The organism is Variovorax sp. AC194, from assembly GCF_979257995.1.
The window spans coordinates 1,276,003-1,291,435 of record NZ_OZ409823.1 but is presented as its reverse complement, the minus strand read 5'-3'; the positions used below and the strand labels follow the sequence as shown (position 1 = coordinate 1,291,435).

General features: G+C 67.7%; 12 protein-coding genes. 4 read left to right on the top strand and 8 right to left on the bottom strand.

Annotated elements, in window-relative coordinates:
* Positions 1-6: 6 nt before the first annotated feature.
* Both ACZYRS_RS06105 and ACZYRS_RS06100 read left to right on the top strand, forming a co-directional pair.
* Positions 7-4,098, top strand: a complete 4,092-nt coding sequence (locus tag ACZYRS_RS06105) for a translocation/assembly module TamB domain-containing protein (RefSeq protein WP_463418518.1) — start codon at positions 7-9, stop codon at positions 4,096-4,098.
* Between the two features lie 105 nt (positions 4,099-4,203).
* Positions 4,204-4,524: a hypothetical protein gene (locus ACZYRS_RS06100; RefSeq protein WP_463418517.1), complete on the top strand. Its 321-nt coding sequence runs from the start codon at positions 4,204-4,206 to the stop codon at positions 4,522-4,524.
* Positions 4,525-4,536: 12 nt separating this feature from the next.
* Here ACZYRS_RS06100 and ACZYRS_RS06095 read toward each other — a convergent pair whose 3' ends face one another.
* The 6 genes from ACZYRS_RS06095 to ACZYRS_RS06070 all read right to left on the bottom strand — a co-directional run bounded on the left by ACZYRS_RS06095 (position 4,537) and on the right by ACZYRS_RS06070 (position 11,817).
* Positions 4,537-4,845, bottom strand: coding sequence for a formate dehydrogenase subunit delta (locus ACZYRS_RS06095; RefSeq protein WP_463418516.1), 309 nt, complete (start codon positions 4,843-4,845; stop codon positions 4,537-4,539).
* 39 nt (positions 4,846-4,884) lie between these two features.
* Positions 4,885-5,766, bottom strand: a complete 882-nt coding sequence (gene fdhD, locus ACZYRS_RS06090) for a formate dehydrogenase accessory sulfurtransferase FdhD (RefSeq protein ID WP_463418515.1) — start codon at positions 5,764-5,766, stop codon at positions 4,885-4,887.
* A gap of 24 nt (positions 5,767-5,790) precedes the next feature.
* Positions 5,791-8,667: a formate dehydrogenase subunit alpha gene (gene fdhF / locus ACZYRS_RS06085; protein ID WP_463418514.1), complete on the bottom strand. Its 2,877-nt coding sequence runs from the start codon at positions 8,665-8,667 to the stop codon at positions 5,791-5,793.
* Positions 8,668-8,718: 51 nt separating this feature from the next.
* Positions 8,719-10,278 (bottom strand): formate dehydrogenase beta subunit, encoded by a 1,560-nt coding sequence (locus tag ACZYRS_RS06080; protein WP_463418513.1) that lies wholly within the window; start codon positions 10,276-10,278, stop codon positions 8,719-8,721.
* The gene (locus tag ACZYRS_RS06075) at positions 10,275-10,775 is read right to left on the bottom strand and encodes a formate dehydrogenase subunit gamma (RefSeq protein ID WP_013543546.1); all 501 of its coding nucleotides are present in this window, start codon (positions 10,773-10,775) and stop codon (positions 10,275-10,277) included. The genes ACZYRS_RS06080 and ACZYRS_RS06075 overlap by 4 nt, the downstream gene beginning before the upstream one ends.
* A gap of 166 nt (positions 10,776-10,941) precedes the next feature.
* Complete coding sequence (locus ACZYRS_RS06070) at positions 10,942-11,817, bottom strand: LysR family transcriptional regulator (protein WP_198786529.1); 876 nt, start codon at positions 11,815-11,817, stop codon at positions 10,942-10,944.
* A gap of 117 nt (positions 11,818-11,934) precedes the next feature.
* Here ACZYRS_RS06070 and ACZYRS_RS06065 point away from each other — a divergent pair, with 117 nt between their 5' ends.
* Positions 11,935-12,171, top strand: a complete 237-nt coding sequence (locus tag ACZYRS_RS06065; RefSeq protein ID WP_463418512.1) for a hypothetical protein — start codon at positions 11,935-11,937, stop codon at positions 12,169-12,171.
* 15 nt (positions 12,172-12,186) lie between these two features.
* Here ACZYRS_RS06065 and oxlT read toward each other — a convergent pair whose 3' ends face one another.
* Positions 12,187-13,482: an oxalate/formate MFS antiporter gene (gene oxlT, locus ACZYRS_RS06060; RefSeq protein ID WP_443083352.1), complete on the bottom strand. Its 1,296-nt coding sequence runs from the start codon at positions 13,480-13,482 to the stop codon at positions 12,187-12,189.
* Positions 13,483-14,174: 692 nt separating this feature from the next.
* Between oxlT and ACZYRS_RS06055 the strand changes: the two genes are divergently transcribed.
* The gene (locus ACZYRS_RS06055; RefSeq protein WP_198786532.1) at positions 14,175-14,348 is read left to right on the top strand and encodes a hypothetical protein; all 174 of its coding nucleotides are present in this window, start codon (positions 14,175-14,177) and stop codon (positions 14,346-14,348) included.
* Positions 14,349-14,398: 50 nt separating this feature from the next.
* Here the strand turns inward: ACZYRS_RS06055 and ACZYRS_RS06050 are convergent, their stop codons facing one another.
* Complete coding sequence (locus ACZYRS_RS06050) at positions 14,399-15,346, bottom strand: LysR family transcriptional regulator (RefSeq protein ID WP_463418511.1); 948 nt, start codon at positions 15,344-15,346, stop codon at positions 14,399-14,401.
* Between the last annotated feature and the right edge of the window lie 87 nt (positions 15,347-15,433).

Sequence of the window (15,433 nt, the reverse complement as noted above, 5' to 3'; positions counted from 1 at the left end):
AGCCCGATGCCGAACGAAGAAGCCATCACCACCACGCCCACGCCCGCGCCCACGCCACCCGCGGTCAAGGCCAGGCGCTCGCGCGCGCGCCGTGCGATGCGTGCGCTCGCATGGACGTTCGCCGGCCTCGTCCTCGCCGTGCTGCTGCTCGGCGCGGGTGCGTGGTGGTGGCTGGGCTCGAACACCTCGCTCGCCTTCGCGCTCGCGCAGGCCGCGCAGCGCCTGCCCGCGGGCCAGACGCTCGAAAGCCGCGACGTGACCGGGTCGCTGCGCACCGGAGGCCACATCGGCTGGCTCAAGTACCAGAGCGAAAGCATCGCCGTCGAAGTGAACGACGCCACCATCGGCTGGCAGCTCGCGCCCCTCTTCCAACGCAAGGTGCAGCTGGGCGAAGTGCATGCGAAGCAGGTGCTGATCGAGAAGCGCGGCCCGCCGAGCGAAGAGCCCACCAAGCCGCTGGAGCAGCTCGTGCTGCCCGTCGATGTGGACGTGCCCTTCCGCATCGACGAGGTGCGCTGGGCCGGCCCGCCGGTGCTGCAGGCGACGAACCTCACCGGCAGCTACGCCTACAAGAACGCCGAGCACGCGCTCGAGGTGAAGGGCGTGGACATCGCCGACGGCCACTACAGCGCGCGCGTCAAGCTGCAGGGCCCCGCGCCGATGGCGATCGATGCGGCGCTCGACGGCCGCGTGAAGGCGCCGCTGGCCGAAGACCACAACATCGACGTGATCGCGCAGGCCACCATCAAGGGCACGCTCGCCGGCACCGCGGCGCGCCTGCAGGTCGCCGCCGAACTCAAGCCCGCCGAAGAGAACGCCGATGCGCCGATGGAAGCCAGGCTGCAGGCGCAGATCGCGCCGTGGCTGCCGCAACCGGTGATCGATGCCAAGGCCGATCTGAGCAACGTCGATGCATCGAGCCTCTGGCCCGGCGCGCCCGAAACACAGCTCACCGGCACCGTCTCCGTCGAGCCCGATGCGGACGCGGGCGCCTCCGCGTGGAAGGCCTCGGCCGACATCCGCAACGCCCTGCCCGGCCCGTGGGACCAATCCAAGCTGCCGGTCGAACAGGTGCGGGGCCGCGTCGGCTTCGACGGAACGAACTGGACGATCCCCGAAGCCACCGTGCGCGCCGGCGGCGGCCGCATCGACGCCGAAGGCCGCTGGAGCCCCGCGCCCGCGCCGTGGCAGATCCGCGCGACCGTGCGCAGCGTGCGCCCCGGTGCGCTGCACAGCGAACTCGCGGGCGCACCCGTCAGCGGCCAGGTCACCGCGCAGCAGCGCGAAGACACCATCACCTTCGATGCATCGCTCAAGGCCGAAGGCGGCGCGGGCAGCAAGTCGCTGCCGGGCTTCGCGCTCGACCGCGCGCTCGCGCAGGGCCAGTGGAAAGACCAGGTGCTCGACCTGCGCACGCTGCGCATCGAAGCCCAGCGCGCGAGCGTCGACGGCAAGCTGCAGGTGCGCGTGGCCGACGAGGCCGCGAGCGGCAAGCTGAACCTCGTGCTGCCCGGTGGCGGCGCGCAGCTCGAAGGCCGCATCGCGCCGGACGCGGGCGCGGGCGACATCAAGGCGCGCATCGACGATGCCGACACCCTGCAGCGCTGGGTCGAGGGCCTCCCCGGCCTCTCGGGCATCTTCGCGGGCGCGACGGCCAAGGGCTCGGCGCAGCTCGATGCGAGCTGGCAAGGCGGCTGGCGGACCATCCAGCGCCGCATCGAGAACGCGAATGCCCCCGCGCAGCGCGGCATCGCGGAGCCCACGCTCAAGGCCGCGCTCGCCGTGCCGCGCCTGGACCTCACGCTGCCCGCCGCGCAAGCCGGCGCCGCTGCCACCGCCGTGCAGTTGCGCGAACTGCAGGCCGACCTCGCCGGCAGCCTCGCGCAGGCCGCGCTCACGCTGAAAGGCGAGGCCACCACCGGCACCCAGAAGATCACGCTCGACACCCGCGCGAGCGGTGGCATCGCCGGCGCCAACCAGTGGCGCGCAGCGCTCGCCAGCCTGCGCCTGCAGGCGCAGGACAGCACCCGCCCCGGCAACCCGTGGACCGTGGAGCTGAGCCGCGAAGTCACCGCCACCATCCGCGCCGGTGGCAGCCCTGCGCGCCTGGACATCGAAGCCTCGGCCGCCTCGGCCACGCTGCGCGGCCCCGTGCCCGGCACCGTGCGCATCGACTGGCAGCCGCTGCGCTTCAGCCAGAGCGGCGCGGCGCCGAACAAGGTGTTCCGCGTTCAATCGAAAGGCCAGATGCAGGGCCTGCCGATGGCCTGGGCCGGCGCGTTCGGCGCGAGCTCCACGCTCAGCGACCTAGGCATCAGCGGCGACCTGATGTTCGACGGCGACTGGGACATCGACGCCGGCGACACCCTGCGCGCCAAGGCCCGCATCGCACGCCAGAGCGGCGACATCCGCGTGCTGGCCGGCGAGGCCGCGCTGGTCACCCGCATCACGAGCACCGGGACCGGCACTGCGAGCGAGCGCACGATGAACTCCGCCTCGGCGGGCGGCGCGGAAGCGCCCAGCACGCCGGCGGGCCTGCGCCAGGCCGAGTTGCGCCTGGATGCCGAAGGCGATGCGGTGCGCGCCACGCTCGCGTGGGACAGCGAACGCGCCGGCAAGATCGACGCCGCCATGAACACACGCGTCACGCAACGCGCGGGCGGCTGGCAGTGGGCGCCCGATGCGCCGCTGGGCGGCAGCATCAAGGCCACGCTGCCGAACCTGGGCGTGTGGTCGATGCTCGCGCCGCCGGGCTGGCGCATCGCCGGCACGCTGGACGCCAACGCCGCGCTCTCGGGCAACCGCGCCGCGCCGCGCTGGAACGGCACGCTCGGCGCCGACAAGCTCGCGCTGCGCGCACCGGTGGAAGGGCTGGACCTGCGCGACGGGCGCCTGCGCGCGACGCTGGGCGGCGACCGCATCGAGATCACCGAGTTCACCCTCAAGGGCGGCGCGGGCAGCTCGGCGCGCATCGGCGGCCAGAGCGGCAACCGCAGCACCGCGGCGAGCGAGGCGAACACCGACGGCGGCTCGCTCTCGGCGCGCGGCGACATGAGCTGGGGCGCCGCACCGGGCACCGCCACGCCGAGCATCCGCATGGCCCTGCAGGGCGATCTGCGCGCGCTGCGCGTGCTGGTGCGCACCGACCGCCAGGTCACGCTCTCGGGCGACCTGCAGGCGCGGCTCGATGCCGGCCAGTTCACCGTGCGCGGCAAGCTCAAGACCGACCGCGCCGTCATCATCCTGCCCGATGAAACCGCGCCCAGCCTGGGCAGCGACGTGGTCGTGCGCTCGGCCGCCAAGGACCGCGAAACGGCCGAGACGGCGCAGCGCGAATCGGCCCGCGCCGATGCGCAGGCCGCCAAGCCGCAGACCGCCAAGCCGCCGGACATCGTCGTGAACTTCGACCTGGGCGACGACTTCGCGGTGCAGGGCCGCGGCATCACCACGCGCCTGGAAGGCGACCTGGAAATCCGCAGCACCAAGCTCAATGCGCCGCCGCGCATCACCGGCGAAGTCAAGACCGTCAAGGGCCAGTACCGCGCCTACGGCCAGCAGCTCGATGTGGAAACCGGCCTGGCGCGCTTCAACGGTCCGTTCGACAACCCGCAGCTGGACATCCTGGCGATCCGCCCGAACATCTCGCAGCGCGCGGGCGTGCAGATCTCGGGCAGCGCGCAGTCGCCGCGCGTGAAGCTCTATTCGGAGCCCGCGCTCTCCGATGCGGAAACGCTCTCGTGGGTGATCCTCGGGCGCGCATCGGCCACCAGCGGCGGCGAGTCGGCGCTCTTGCAGCAGGCCGCGCTCGCGGTGCTGGGCAAGATCGGCAAGGGCGGCAGCGGCGGCAGCCTGGCGAGCCGCTTCGGCCTGGACGAACTCGGCTTCAAGGGCCCCGGCACCGGCGGCGACCTGCGCGAGTCGGCGGTCACGCTGGGCAAGCGGCTGTCCAAGGATTTCTACGTGACCTACGAACGCAGCATCGGCGGCACCTTCGGCACGCTCTTCATCTTCTACGACCTCACGCAGCGCCTCACGCTGCGCGGACAGGCGGGCCAGACCAGCGGGGTCGATTTGATCTACACGTTGAAGTACGACTAAGGCCTGCCCCGGGCCAGAACGCAGTTCCAAAAGCAAGGGACTTCGATCTTGACCCGGCCAAATACGGAGTTAACAATTCATCGACGCCTTCACCGAGGAGCGACGATGAAAAATGATGGAGACAAGGGCGGCCACAGCCAGGTTCCGGTTTCGGCATTGGCATCGGACCGTCAGACGTACGACCCGCCGGCATCGCAACGGATCACGCGCGTGCGCAGCGTGCTGCACGCGGTGATCGCGGCCATCGCGCTTCTTGCGATCGGCACCTCGATCCCGCATTGGGGCGGCGAGGAATTTCCCGTGATGAGCCTGGTGATCTACGTCGCGGGCATGGTGTTCATCGCCATGCCGCTGTGCCTTTGCTACGAGGCGCTGCTCAAGTCGTATGCCGAGCAGCAGCAGACGCGGCACACGAGCCCGACTTAATCTGCCGGGCCATTAGCCCGCGTCACCCCCGCCCTGCGGAAACTGCTCCCTCTTGTCGGCCGCATCGGGCGCCCCGCCCGGCATCAGGTTCGCGCGGTGGCTGCGCACCGCCGACGCCACGATCGGCATCAGGTGCGTCGCGCCGCCCGCCTCGAGAGCGCGGATCAGCTGCAGGCGCATGCTCGGTGCCCAGAACGATTTCAGGTGCGCCGCGATCGCGTCCGTGGCCATCGTCGCGTTGTCGGGCGACTGGGCCTGGAAGAAGCTGCCGATCTGGTTGGCCATCTTGACCAGTTGCGCCGTCGGATCGTGGTCGTGCATGCACTGCCTTTTAAAAAATGAAACTGCCGATCGCTCGCTTCAGTGCGCGCGGCGTCCGGTCGATGAAGATTCAAGCCCGGCCGTCGTCACGCGCTCCGGGTGGCTATAGACGGCCAGGTCGTCCTGGCGCGCGAAGCCGACCAGCGTGAGCCGCGCGCGTTCGGCCGTGGCGACCGCGAACGAGGTGGGCGCGGACACGGCCGCCAGCAGCGGCACGCCCGCCATCGCGGTCTTCTGCACCATCTCGAAACTCGCGCGGCTGGTGACGGCGATGAAGCCGGTCGATGCATCGACGTCGTTGCTCGCGAGCGCGCCGATGAGCTTGTCCAGCGCGTTGTGGCGGCCCACGTCTTCGCGCAGCCACATCACTTCGCCTTCGGCCGAGCACCATGCCGCGGCATGCACCGCGCCGGTGGCCTGCTGCAAGGTCTGCAGCGACTGGAACTGCGACATCGCGCGCGCGATGGCCTGCCGGTCCAGCGCCACGGCGGCATCGCCGAGCACCGGCAGTTCGCGCGACACGTGCGCCAGGCTCTCGGTGCCGCACAGGCCGCAGCCGGTGCGGCCCGCGATCGTGCGGCGCCGCTGCTTCAGGCGCGTGAACGCGGCGCTCGATACCTGCAAGCGCACCGTGATGCCGAGGTCCGACGGCGCAATGTCCACCGAATAGAGTTCGTGCGCCGCATCGAGGATGCCTTCACTCAGCGAGAAGCCGAGCGCGAAGTCCTCCAGGTCCAGCGGCGTCGCGAGCATCACCGCGTGCGAGATGCCGTTGAACTCCAGCGCCACGGGCACTTCCTCGGCCACCCAGTCCTGCACCGCGTAGGCTTCGCCGCCGCGCACGCCGTGCACGGGCAAGAGCAGCGCGCCTTCGCAGAAGGTGTCGGCGCCTTCGGCGGCCGGCAGGGTGGCGATGTCCATGAGTGAGGCTTCTTGCTGGCCTGCTTACTTCGCGGAGATCGTCTCGTTGCGCTTTTCCGGCAACGCACCGGCGGTCGCCAGGTCGATCTGCGTCTTGTTGAAGCGGCTGTACTCCTGCTGCCAGGTCGAGGGCTGCATCACCGGCATCACCTGCACCGCCGTCACCTTGTACTCGGGGCAGTTGGTGGCCCAGTCGGAGTTGTCGGTGGTGATCACGTTGGCGCCCGACTCGGGGAAGTGGAAGGTGGTGTAGACCACGCCCGGCTGCATGCGCTCGGACACCGTCGCGCGCAGCACCGTCTCGCCCGCGCGGCTCTGGATGCCGACCCAGTCGTCGTCCTTCACGCCGCGCTCCTCCGCATCGTGCGGGTGGATCTCCAGCCGGTCCTCGCCGTGCCACTGGTTGTTGTCGGTGCGGCGCGTCTGCGCGCCCACGTTGTACTGCGAGAGGATGCGCCCGGTGGTCAGCAGCAGCGGGAACTTGCGCGTGACCTTCTCGTCGGTGGCCACGTACTGCGTGACGATGAAGCGGCCCTTGCCGCGCACGAAGGTGTCGATGTGCATCGTGGGCGTGCCGTCGGGCGCGTCGTCGTTGCAGGGCCACTGGATGCTGCCCAGTTCGTCCAGGCGCTTGTAGCTCACGCCGTGGAAGGTCGGCGTGAGCGCGGCGATCTCGGCCATGATGTCCTCGGGGCTCTTGTAGTCCATCGGGTAGCCCAGCGCCTGCGCGAGCTTCACGGTGATCTCCCAGTCCGCCAGACCCGCCTTGGGCGGCATCACCTTGCGAACGCGCGAGATGCGGCGCTCGGCATTGGTGAAGGTGCCGTCCTTCTCCAGGAACGACGAGCCCGGCAGGAACACGTGGGCGTACTTGGCGGTTTCATTGAGGAACATGTCCTGCACCACCACGCACTCCATCGCCATCATGGCCGCGGCCACATGCTGCGTGTTGGGGTCCGACTGCACGATGTCCTCGCCCTCGCAATACAGGCCCTTGAAGGCGCCGCCAATGGCGGACTCGAACATGTTGGGAATGCGCAGGCCCGGTTCCGGGTCGATGGTCACGCCCCAGGCCGCCTCGAACGAGGCGCGCGTGGTGCTGTCCGACACGTGGCGGTAGCCAGGCAGCTCGTGCGGGAACGAGCCCATGTCGCACGCGCCCTGCACGTTGTTCTGGCCGCGCAGCGGATTCACGCCCACGCCTTCGCGGCCGACGTTGCCGGTGGCCATCGCGAGGTTGGCGATGCCCATCACGGTGGTGGAGCCCTGGCTGTGCTCGGTCACGCCCAGGCCGTAGAAGATCGCGCCGTTGGCGGCGCTCGCGAACAGGCGCGCGGCGGCGCGCATCTCCGCGGCCGGAACGCCGGTGGCCTGTTCGGTGGCTTCGGGCGATTGCTCGGGCTGCGCGACGAAGTCTTTCCAGGCGGCGAACGAGGCGGTGTCGCAGCGCTCGGCGATGAAGGCATCGGCCGTGAGCCCTTCGGTCACGATCACGTGCGCGAGCGCGGTGACCACGGCCACGTTGGTGCCGGGCTTGAGCTGCAGGTGGTGCGAGGCCTTCACGTGCGGCGACTTCACGATGTCGATGCGGCGCGGATCGACCACGATCAGCTTGGCCCCTTCGCGCAGGCGCTTCTTCATGCGCGAGGCGAACACCGGGTGACCGTCGGTCGGGTTGGCGCCGATCACCATGATCACGTCGGCCTTCTCCACCGACTTGAAGGTCTGCGTGCCGGCCGATTCGCCCAGCGTCTGCTTCAGGCCGTAGCCCGTGGGCGAGTGGCACACGCGGGCGCAGGTGTCCACGTTGTTGTTGCCGAAGGCCGCGCGCACGAGCTTCTGCACAAGGTAGGTTTCTTCGTTCGTGCAGCGCGAGGAGGTGATGCCGCCGATCGAGTCCTTGCCGTACTTGGCCTGCAGGCGCTTGAATTCGCCGGCCGCGTAGTTGAGCGCTGTGTCCCAGCTCACCTCTTGCCACGGGTCGCTGATGTTCTTGCGGATCATCGGCTTGAGCATGCGGTCCTGGTGGGTGGCGTAGCCCCAGGCGAAGCGGCCCTTCACGCACGAGTGGCCTTCGTTGGCCTTGCCGTCTTTCCACGGCGTCATGCGCACGACCTCGTTGCCCTTCATCTCGGCCTTGAAGGCGCAGCCCACGCCGCAGTAGGCGCAGGTGGTGATGATGCTGTGCTCGGGCTGGCCGAGCCAGATCACCGACTTCTCCTGCAGCGTGGCCGTGGGGCACGCATCGACGCAGGCGCCGCAGCTCACGCATTCCGATTCCATGAAGGCCTCGTCCTGCCCCGGCGACACGCGCGACTCGAAGCCACGGCCGCTGATGGTCAGCGCGAAGGTGCCCTGCGTTTCCTCGCAGGCGCGCACGCACCGGTTGCACACGATGCACTTGGAGGGGTCGTAGGTGAAGTACGGGTTCGACTCGTCCTTCTGGTCCTTCAGGTGGTTCGCGCCGTCGAAGCCGTAGCGCACGTTGCGAAGGCCCGTGACGCCCGCCATGTCCTGCAGTTCGCAGTTGCCGTTGGCCGAGCAGGTGAGGCAGTTCAGCGGATGGTCGGAGATGTACAGCTCCATCACGCCCTTGCGCAGGTCCTGCAGCTTGGGCGTCTGCGTGCGCACCTTCATGCCGGCTTCGGCCGGCGTGGTGCACGAGGCCGGAAAGCCCCGGCGGCCCTCGATCTCGACCAGGCACAGGCGACACGAGCCGAAGGGCTCCAGGCTGTCGGTGGCGCACAGCTTGGGCACGTTGATGCCGGCATCCACGGCCGCGCGCATGAGCGAGGTGCCCGCGGGCACGGTGACTTCGTTGCCGTCGATCTCCAGCGTCACTTCGCGCGTCGATTCGCGCTTGGGGGTGCCGTAGTCGATTTCTTTCAGATGGTCGAGCATGTGTTCTTGTCTCCTGCTGCTGTGTGCTGTGCGACGCGCGATGCGTTGCTTTCAAGCAGCCTTGCGATCGGGGACCACGAGACCGAAGTCCTGTGGGAAATGGTCGAGTGCGGACAGCACCGGGAAGGGCGTCATGCCGCCCATGGCGCACAGCGAGCCGTGGACCATGGTGTTGCACAGGTCGCGCAGCAAGATGACGTGCTCCACGCGCTTGTTGTCCGCGCGGATCTTGTCGATCACCTCCACGCCGCGCGTGGAGCCGATGCGGCACGGCGTGCACTTGCCGCACGACTCGATGGCGCAGAACTCCATCGCATAGCGCGCGAGCTTGGAGAGGTCGGCCGTGTCGTCGTGCACCACGATGCCGCCGTGGCCCACCGTGCCGCCCACGGCCGCATAGGCCTCGTAGTCCAGCGGCAGGTCCCATTGCGATTCGGGCAGGTACGCACCCAGCGGTCCACCCACCTGCACCGCCTTGATCGGCCGGCCGGAGGCAGAGCCGCCGCCATAGTCGTACAGCAGTTCGCGCAGCGTGACGCCGAAGGCCTTCTCCACCAGCCCGCCGTGCTTGATGTTGCCGGCCAGCTGCATCGGCAGCGTGCCGCGCGAGCGGCCCACGCCGAAGTCGCGGTAGTACTCGGCGCCGCGCGCCAGGATGAGCGGCACGCTCGCGAGCGTGATCACGTTGTTGATGAGCGTGGGCTGCCCGAAGAGGCCGGTGATGGCCGGCAGCGGCGGCTTGGCGCGCACGATGCCGCGCTTGCCCTCCAGGCTTTCGAGCAGCGCGGTCTCTTCGCCGCACACATACGAGCCCGCGCCCTTGCGCACTTCGAGCCAGAAGGTCTGGCCCGAGCCGAGGATGTTCTCGCCCAGGAACCCGGCGGCTTCCGCCGCGCGGATCGCCTCGTTCATCGTCGCGATGGCGTGCGGGTATTCCGAGCGGATGTAGACGTAGCCCTTGGTCGCGCCGGTGGCGATGCCCGCGATGGTCATGCCTTCGATCAGCATGAGCGGATCGCCCTCCATCGTCATGCGGTCGGAGAAGGTGCCCGAGTCGCCTTCGTCGGCGTTGCAGACGATGTACTTCTGCGCGGCCGGCGTGGCCATCACGGTCTTCCACTTGATGCCCGCCGGGAACGCCGCGCCGCCGCGGCCGCGCAGGCCCGAATCGAGCACCTGCTGCACCACCTCTTCGGGCGTCAAGCCCAGCGCGCGGCGCAGGCCCGCATAGCCTTCGTGCGCTTCGTAGTCGGCGACCGACACCGGATCGGTGATGCCCATGCGCGCGAAGGTCAGGCGCTCCTGCTTCTTCAGGTACGGGATCTCGTCGGTCAGGCCAAGCGAGAGCGGGTGCGTCTGCGCGCCTTCGGCAAAGCCCGCATCGAACAGGTCGGCCACGTCGTCGATGGTCACGGGCCCGTAGGCCACGCGGCCGGCGGGCGTGGTCACCTCGACCATCGGCTCCAGCCAGAAGAGGCCGCGCGAACCGTTGCGCACCATGCCGAACGAGATGCCGCGAATCGCCGCTTCCTGCGCGATGCGCTCGGCCACGCGCTCGGCACCGACCGCCAGTGCAGCCGAATCGCGCGGGACATAAATGGTGAGGCTCATGCGCAGCTTCCGTATTGCGCCACCAGCGCATCGAACGAACGCGTCGTCATGCGCGCGTGCGGTTCTTCGTTGATCGTCATCGCGGGCGACGAGGCGCACAGGCCCAGGCAGAAGGCCGGCTCCAGCGTGAAGTTGCCGTCCTTCGAATGGCCATGCGCGCTGCACCCCAGGCGCAGCTCCGCGTGGGCCAGCAGCGCATCGGCGCCCATCGACTGGCAGGCCTCGGCCCGGCAGATCTGGATCACGTGGCGTGCCGCGGGCGCGGAGCGAAAGTGGTGGTAATAGGTGATGACGCCATGCACTTCGGCGCGCGAGAGGTTCACGCCCTCTGCGATCGTGGTCACGGTGTGCGGCGGGATGTAGCCCAGCGCGTCCTGCACGTCGTGAAGGATCGGGAGCAGCGCCCCCGGTTCTTCGGCGCGCTCCTGCAGCACCTGGCGCACCGCGGCCAGTTCATCGGATTCGCTCATCGTGGCGTGTCGGCCCACTTCGTTCATGCGGCGCTCCTTACCGGGTTGTCGTTCATCGTGGGTTTTTTTGCTGTCCCGGCTTTTTCATCCTACGACCGAAATACGCTCGCAGACACTGCCGATTGCCCTAGGAAAAATTGCGGTTTCCCGCTCTGGAGGCACTGTCAGCGAATACGAAGGCAAAGACCTTGACTCAGGTCAATTTCCCGGAAACAAGGGGGCGGGCGCCGCCGGCCGAGACCTCGCGCAGCCCCGCGAGCGCCGGCTCGACGATGGCCGGGTCTGCGCCCACCGCGTAGACGGCATAGGCGGGATAGAGAAACTCCGGCGTGTTGGGCACGCGCCGCAGGTGCCCCGATTCGAGGTGCGCGCGCACCACGTCGAGCCGGAAGTAGCCCGTGCCGCCCGCGGCCAGCAGGTACTCGCGGCCCAACGGCCCGAGGCCGGCCTTCACCGCCGCGTTGGAGAGCTCGGGAAACGCGAGGCCGTGCTGCGCCGCGAACTCCGGACCCCAGTCGACATACACATAGTCCGCCGGCCGCGGCACGCGCGGGCGCTTGGCGGTGGTGACCATCACGAGCTTTTCCTCGATGAGCAATTCCACGCGCAGCCCCGGCCGCTGCTGCGGCGCATAGACGATCGCGACATCGAGCACGCCGCCCGCCACCTTGTCGAGCAGGTCGTGCGGAAAGCCGACCTCCGTGCGGATGGCCAGCTGCGGCGCGGTCTGCCGCAGCCACAGCAGCCAGCGCAACAGCAGCGGGTCCCACAGGCTGATCTCGCAACCAGCCGCGAGCACCGCCTGGCTGCCGTCGGGCACCGCCACCTGGTGGCGCGCCCGCTCCCACACCTGCACCAGCGTGGTCGCATGCGGCAGGAATTGCTCACCTGCGCGCGTGAGGGCCGCACCCGACTTGTTGCGCACGAAGAGCTTGCGGCGCAGCAGTTCTTCGAGCGTTCGCACGCGTGCGCTCACCGAGGTCTGCGTCACATGCAGGCGTTCGGCGGCGCGCTGGAAGCTGCGCGTCTCGACGATCGCGAGAAAGGTCCGGGCCAGGTTGATGTCCATCGAGGCGCCCTCTTTGAATGCATTATTTTTGCATTCAACCGGCAATTAATCTCGTTTTACTTATGCAGTGGCCGGACAGAAGATGAAGACCACTTCAACACAACCCGGGAGCCCCTCATGCCGATCCTTGGTCACTCCATGCAAGCGAAGGGCGCCGAGCGCCTCGCCGATGCGCTCAGGGGCCTCGCCGACGAGGCCTTCATGCTCGCGGAGGCCTTGCTCAGCCCCCGCAAGCTCATCGAGGACGTGGAGCAGATGCGCGCCTTGCAGGTCGCGGCGGACACCCTCGAAGCCACCGACCCGTGGCGGGCCGATGTGCTGCGCTCGCGCGCCTCGCGCATCGGCCTTCGCTGACCGAAAACAATGGACTCAGGACGCCGACGCTTGGCGGCTGGCCTCGATGTGCTTGCGGCGCATCGGGCGCAACACGAACCAGGCCATCAGCGCGGCCGCGGCATTGACCGCGCTCGCGACGATGAACACCGCATGCCAGCTGCCGGTGGATGCGGCCAGCACGCTGGACAGCGGCACCAGCAGCGAGGCCGTGCCCTTGGCGGTGTAGAGCATGCCGGCGTTGGATGCGGCGAACTTGGAGCCGAAGGTGTCGGCGCAGGTCGAGGGGAACAGGCTGTAGATCTCGCCCCAGGCGAAGAACACCATGCCGGTCAGCAGCACGAAGAGGATCGGGTTCTGGCCGTAGTAGTACAGCGCCAGGATGCCAACCGATTCGAGCGCGAAGGCGATGAACATCGTCTGCTCACGTCCGATCTTGTCGGAGACCCAGCCGAAGAAGGGTCGCGTGAGGCCGTTGAGCACGCGGTCGATCGCCAGGGCGAACGTCAGCGCAGGCAATACCAGTCCCATGATGTTGACCGGTACATCCATGATCTTGAAATCTTGCGCAATCGGTCCGAGCTGCGCGGTGGCCATCAGGCCGCCGGCCGCCACCATCACGAACATCGCGTACATCACCCAGAAGATGGGCGAGCGCAGCACTTCAGAGGGCGAGTAGTCGCGCTGCGATTGCTGAACGTTGCGGCTGCTCGAGGCCGCCTTCACGTGATCGGGTGCGCGGGTGAGCAACCAGGCCAGGGCGAAGACGATCACGCCCTGACCGATCCCAAAATACAGAAACGCAGACTCGTAGCCGCTGGTCTTGATCATCACGGAGATGGGAATGATCGTGAGCGCCGAGCCGGCACCGAAGCCCGCGGCGGTCATGCCCGCTGCGAGGCCGCGGCGGTCGGGGAACCACTTGAGCGCATTGCCGACGCAGGTGCCGTACACAGCGCCTGCGCCGATGCCGCCGACGGCCGCCGCGATGTAGAGCATCGGGAGCGAGGCAGCGAACGAATTCAGCACCCAGCCCAGGCCGCAGAGCACGCCGCCCACGAGCACCACGGGGCGCGGGCCGAAGCGGTCGACCAGATAACCCTCGATGGGCACGAGCCAGGTTTCGGTGAGCACGAAGATGGTGAAGGCCACCTGGATGGCGGCGCGGCTCCAGCCGTGCTTTTCAGCGATGGGGTTGACGAAGAGGGTCCAGCCGTACTGCAGGTTCGCGATCATCGCCATGCAGACGATGCCGATCAGCAACTGTCCCCATCGGTACGCCTCGGAGCGTTTGGCGGTGACACCGTAGGTGGAATCCGAAGGTGGATACATCGCGGGGTTGGAACCCGCAATCGTGGTGGTTGGCCGAGTCATGGAGTTGTCCTTAATGTTTTGATGAGTCCGACGGTCTCGGGAAAGACGACGCAATCAGAGTGAAAAAAAGAGAAATGAATCACTTGTTTTTGCGCGTGGATGACTGTCGGACTGCACGACTCAAAAACTCTTGACCGCAGTCAAGTTCACACGAATCGCGCTGTGTTGAGACCCCCGTGATATCCCTATGCGGGACGCGTGTTGCGTTGTATTTTTTTGGGATGTTTGCGCGGGTGTTCGGGGCTGCACTCACGCCGACGGTGGGCTCTGTTTCGCGAATGTCCCCCGGGCTTCGCCCTCCTCCTTTATTTCGCGAAACAGAGCCCACCGTCAGCGCGAGCGCTTCACAGCAGTCCTTGTTCGCGGTTCATGCAGAGCGTGCCCACGTGCGCAGGGCATCGGGTGCTTCCCGCAGCGAAATCAAGGAGGAGGGGCGAAGCCCCGGGGGACATTCGCGGAGGGAAGTACCCGGTGGCCTGTGCACAAGCCACAGACCTGCACTTGACCTCTACTCGCACGCCCATTTGCAAGGAGAAAAATTGACCTAGGTCAAGAAACGCGAAATCAATGTTTGCGTCCGTCTAGGGTAAACCCTAAAATTGCGGGTAATCCCTTCAGTCTTTTTGATTCAACTTTTCAGGAGCATTTCCATGAGCAACACCACCCTCGATTCCCGCGCGATCCGCACCGCCCCGCAGTCCACCGCCAACGACGAAGCGCTGCGCGATCTGGTCGCCGCGATGCCCATCGTGATCATGTACAAGGCCGCCCGCGCCGCACTCGTGCAACACCGCAAGAGCATCCGCAGCGCACTGACCAACTGATCGTGCACCGCCCCAAAGACAAAGAGCGCTTCATGCGCTCTTTTGTTTTTTCAGGCCTCTGATTCGAGTGGCTGGAGAGGTTTGAACGGCACGATCTGCGAGATCAGCGATGCGCCATCGCTCAGCAGAAAGTCCTTGAAGGCCTGCGCCACCGGCGGCAGGCGCTTGGTGCGGCGATGCACCACGTACCAGTTGAGCATCAGTGGAAAATTTTCCACATCGAGCACGCAGAGGCTGCCGGCCTTCAGCTCCTGGCTGATGGTGTGCGCCGAGACGAAGCTCACGCCCATGCCCGCGATCACCGCCTGCTTGATGGTCTCGGTGCTGCGGATTTCCATCGCGATGTTGATGTGCTCCAGCTCGCGCCCGAAGCCGTCTTCCATCGAGTGCCAGGTGTCCGAGGCTTTTTCCCGCACCACGAACGGCTCGCGCATCAAGCGCTTCAATGGAACGCCCGGCACGCCCACCAGCGGATGCGTCGGCGGCGCGACGATCACGTAAGGGTGCGGTGCAAAGGCCTGGTTCGATGTGTCCAGGTCGGTGGGCGGCCGCACCATGATCGCGAGGTCGGTAAGGTTCTCCGCGATGTGGGTCAGGAGGCCCTCGCGGTTGTGCACGGTGAAGTTCAGCGTCACGCCGCGATGGCGGCTCGCGAACTCCACCAGGAGGCGCGGAAAGAAGTAGTCGCCCGCGCTGATGACCCCCACGTTGAGCTTGCCGCCCGAGACGCCCTTGAACTGCATCATCGCGTTCTCGGCCGCCTCGAACTGCTGGATGATCGCGCGGCTGATCTGCAGCAGCTCGGCGCCTGCGGGGGTCAAGAAAATCTTCTTGCCGAACTGCTCGAACAGCACGTTGCCGGCATGCTCCTCGAGTTTGGAAACTTGCGTGGAAACGGCCGGCTGCGTGAGGTGAAGCTCTTCCGCCGCGCGCGAAAAACTCAAGAGCCGCGCGACGGCCTCGAAGACCTTCAACTGGCGCAGGGTCGCGTGCTTCATCGGGCAGGGCCGAAAAATCCGGTGAGGTTGAGAACCCCCAACCGTTCGGGTGGAGCTTGTCGAAACCTCGCGCGGCGCTTCGACAGG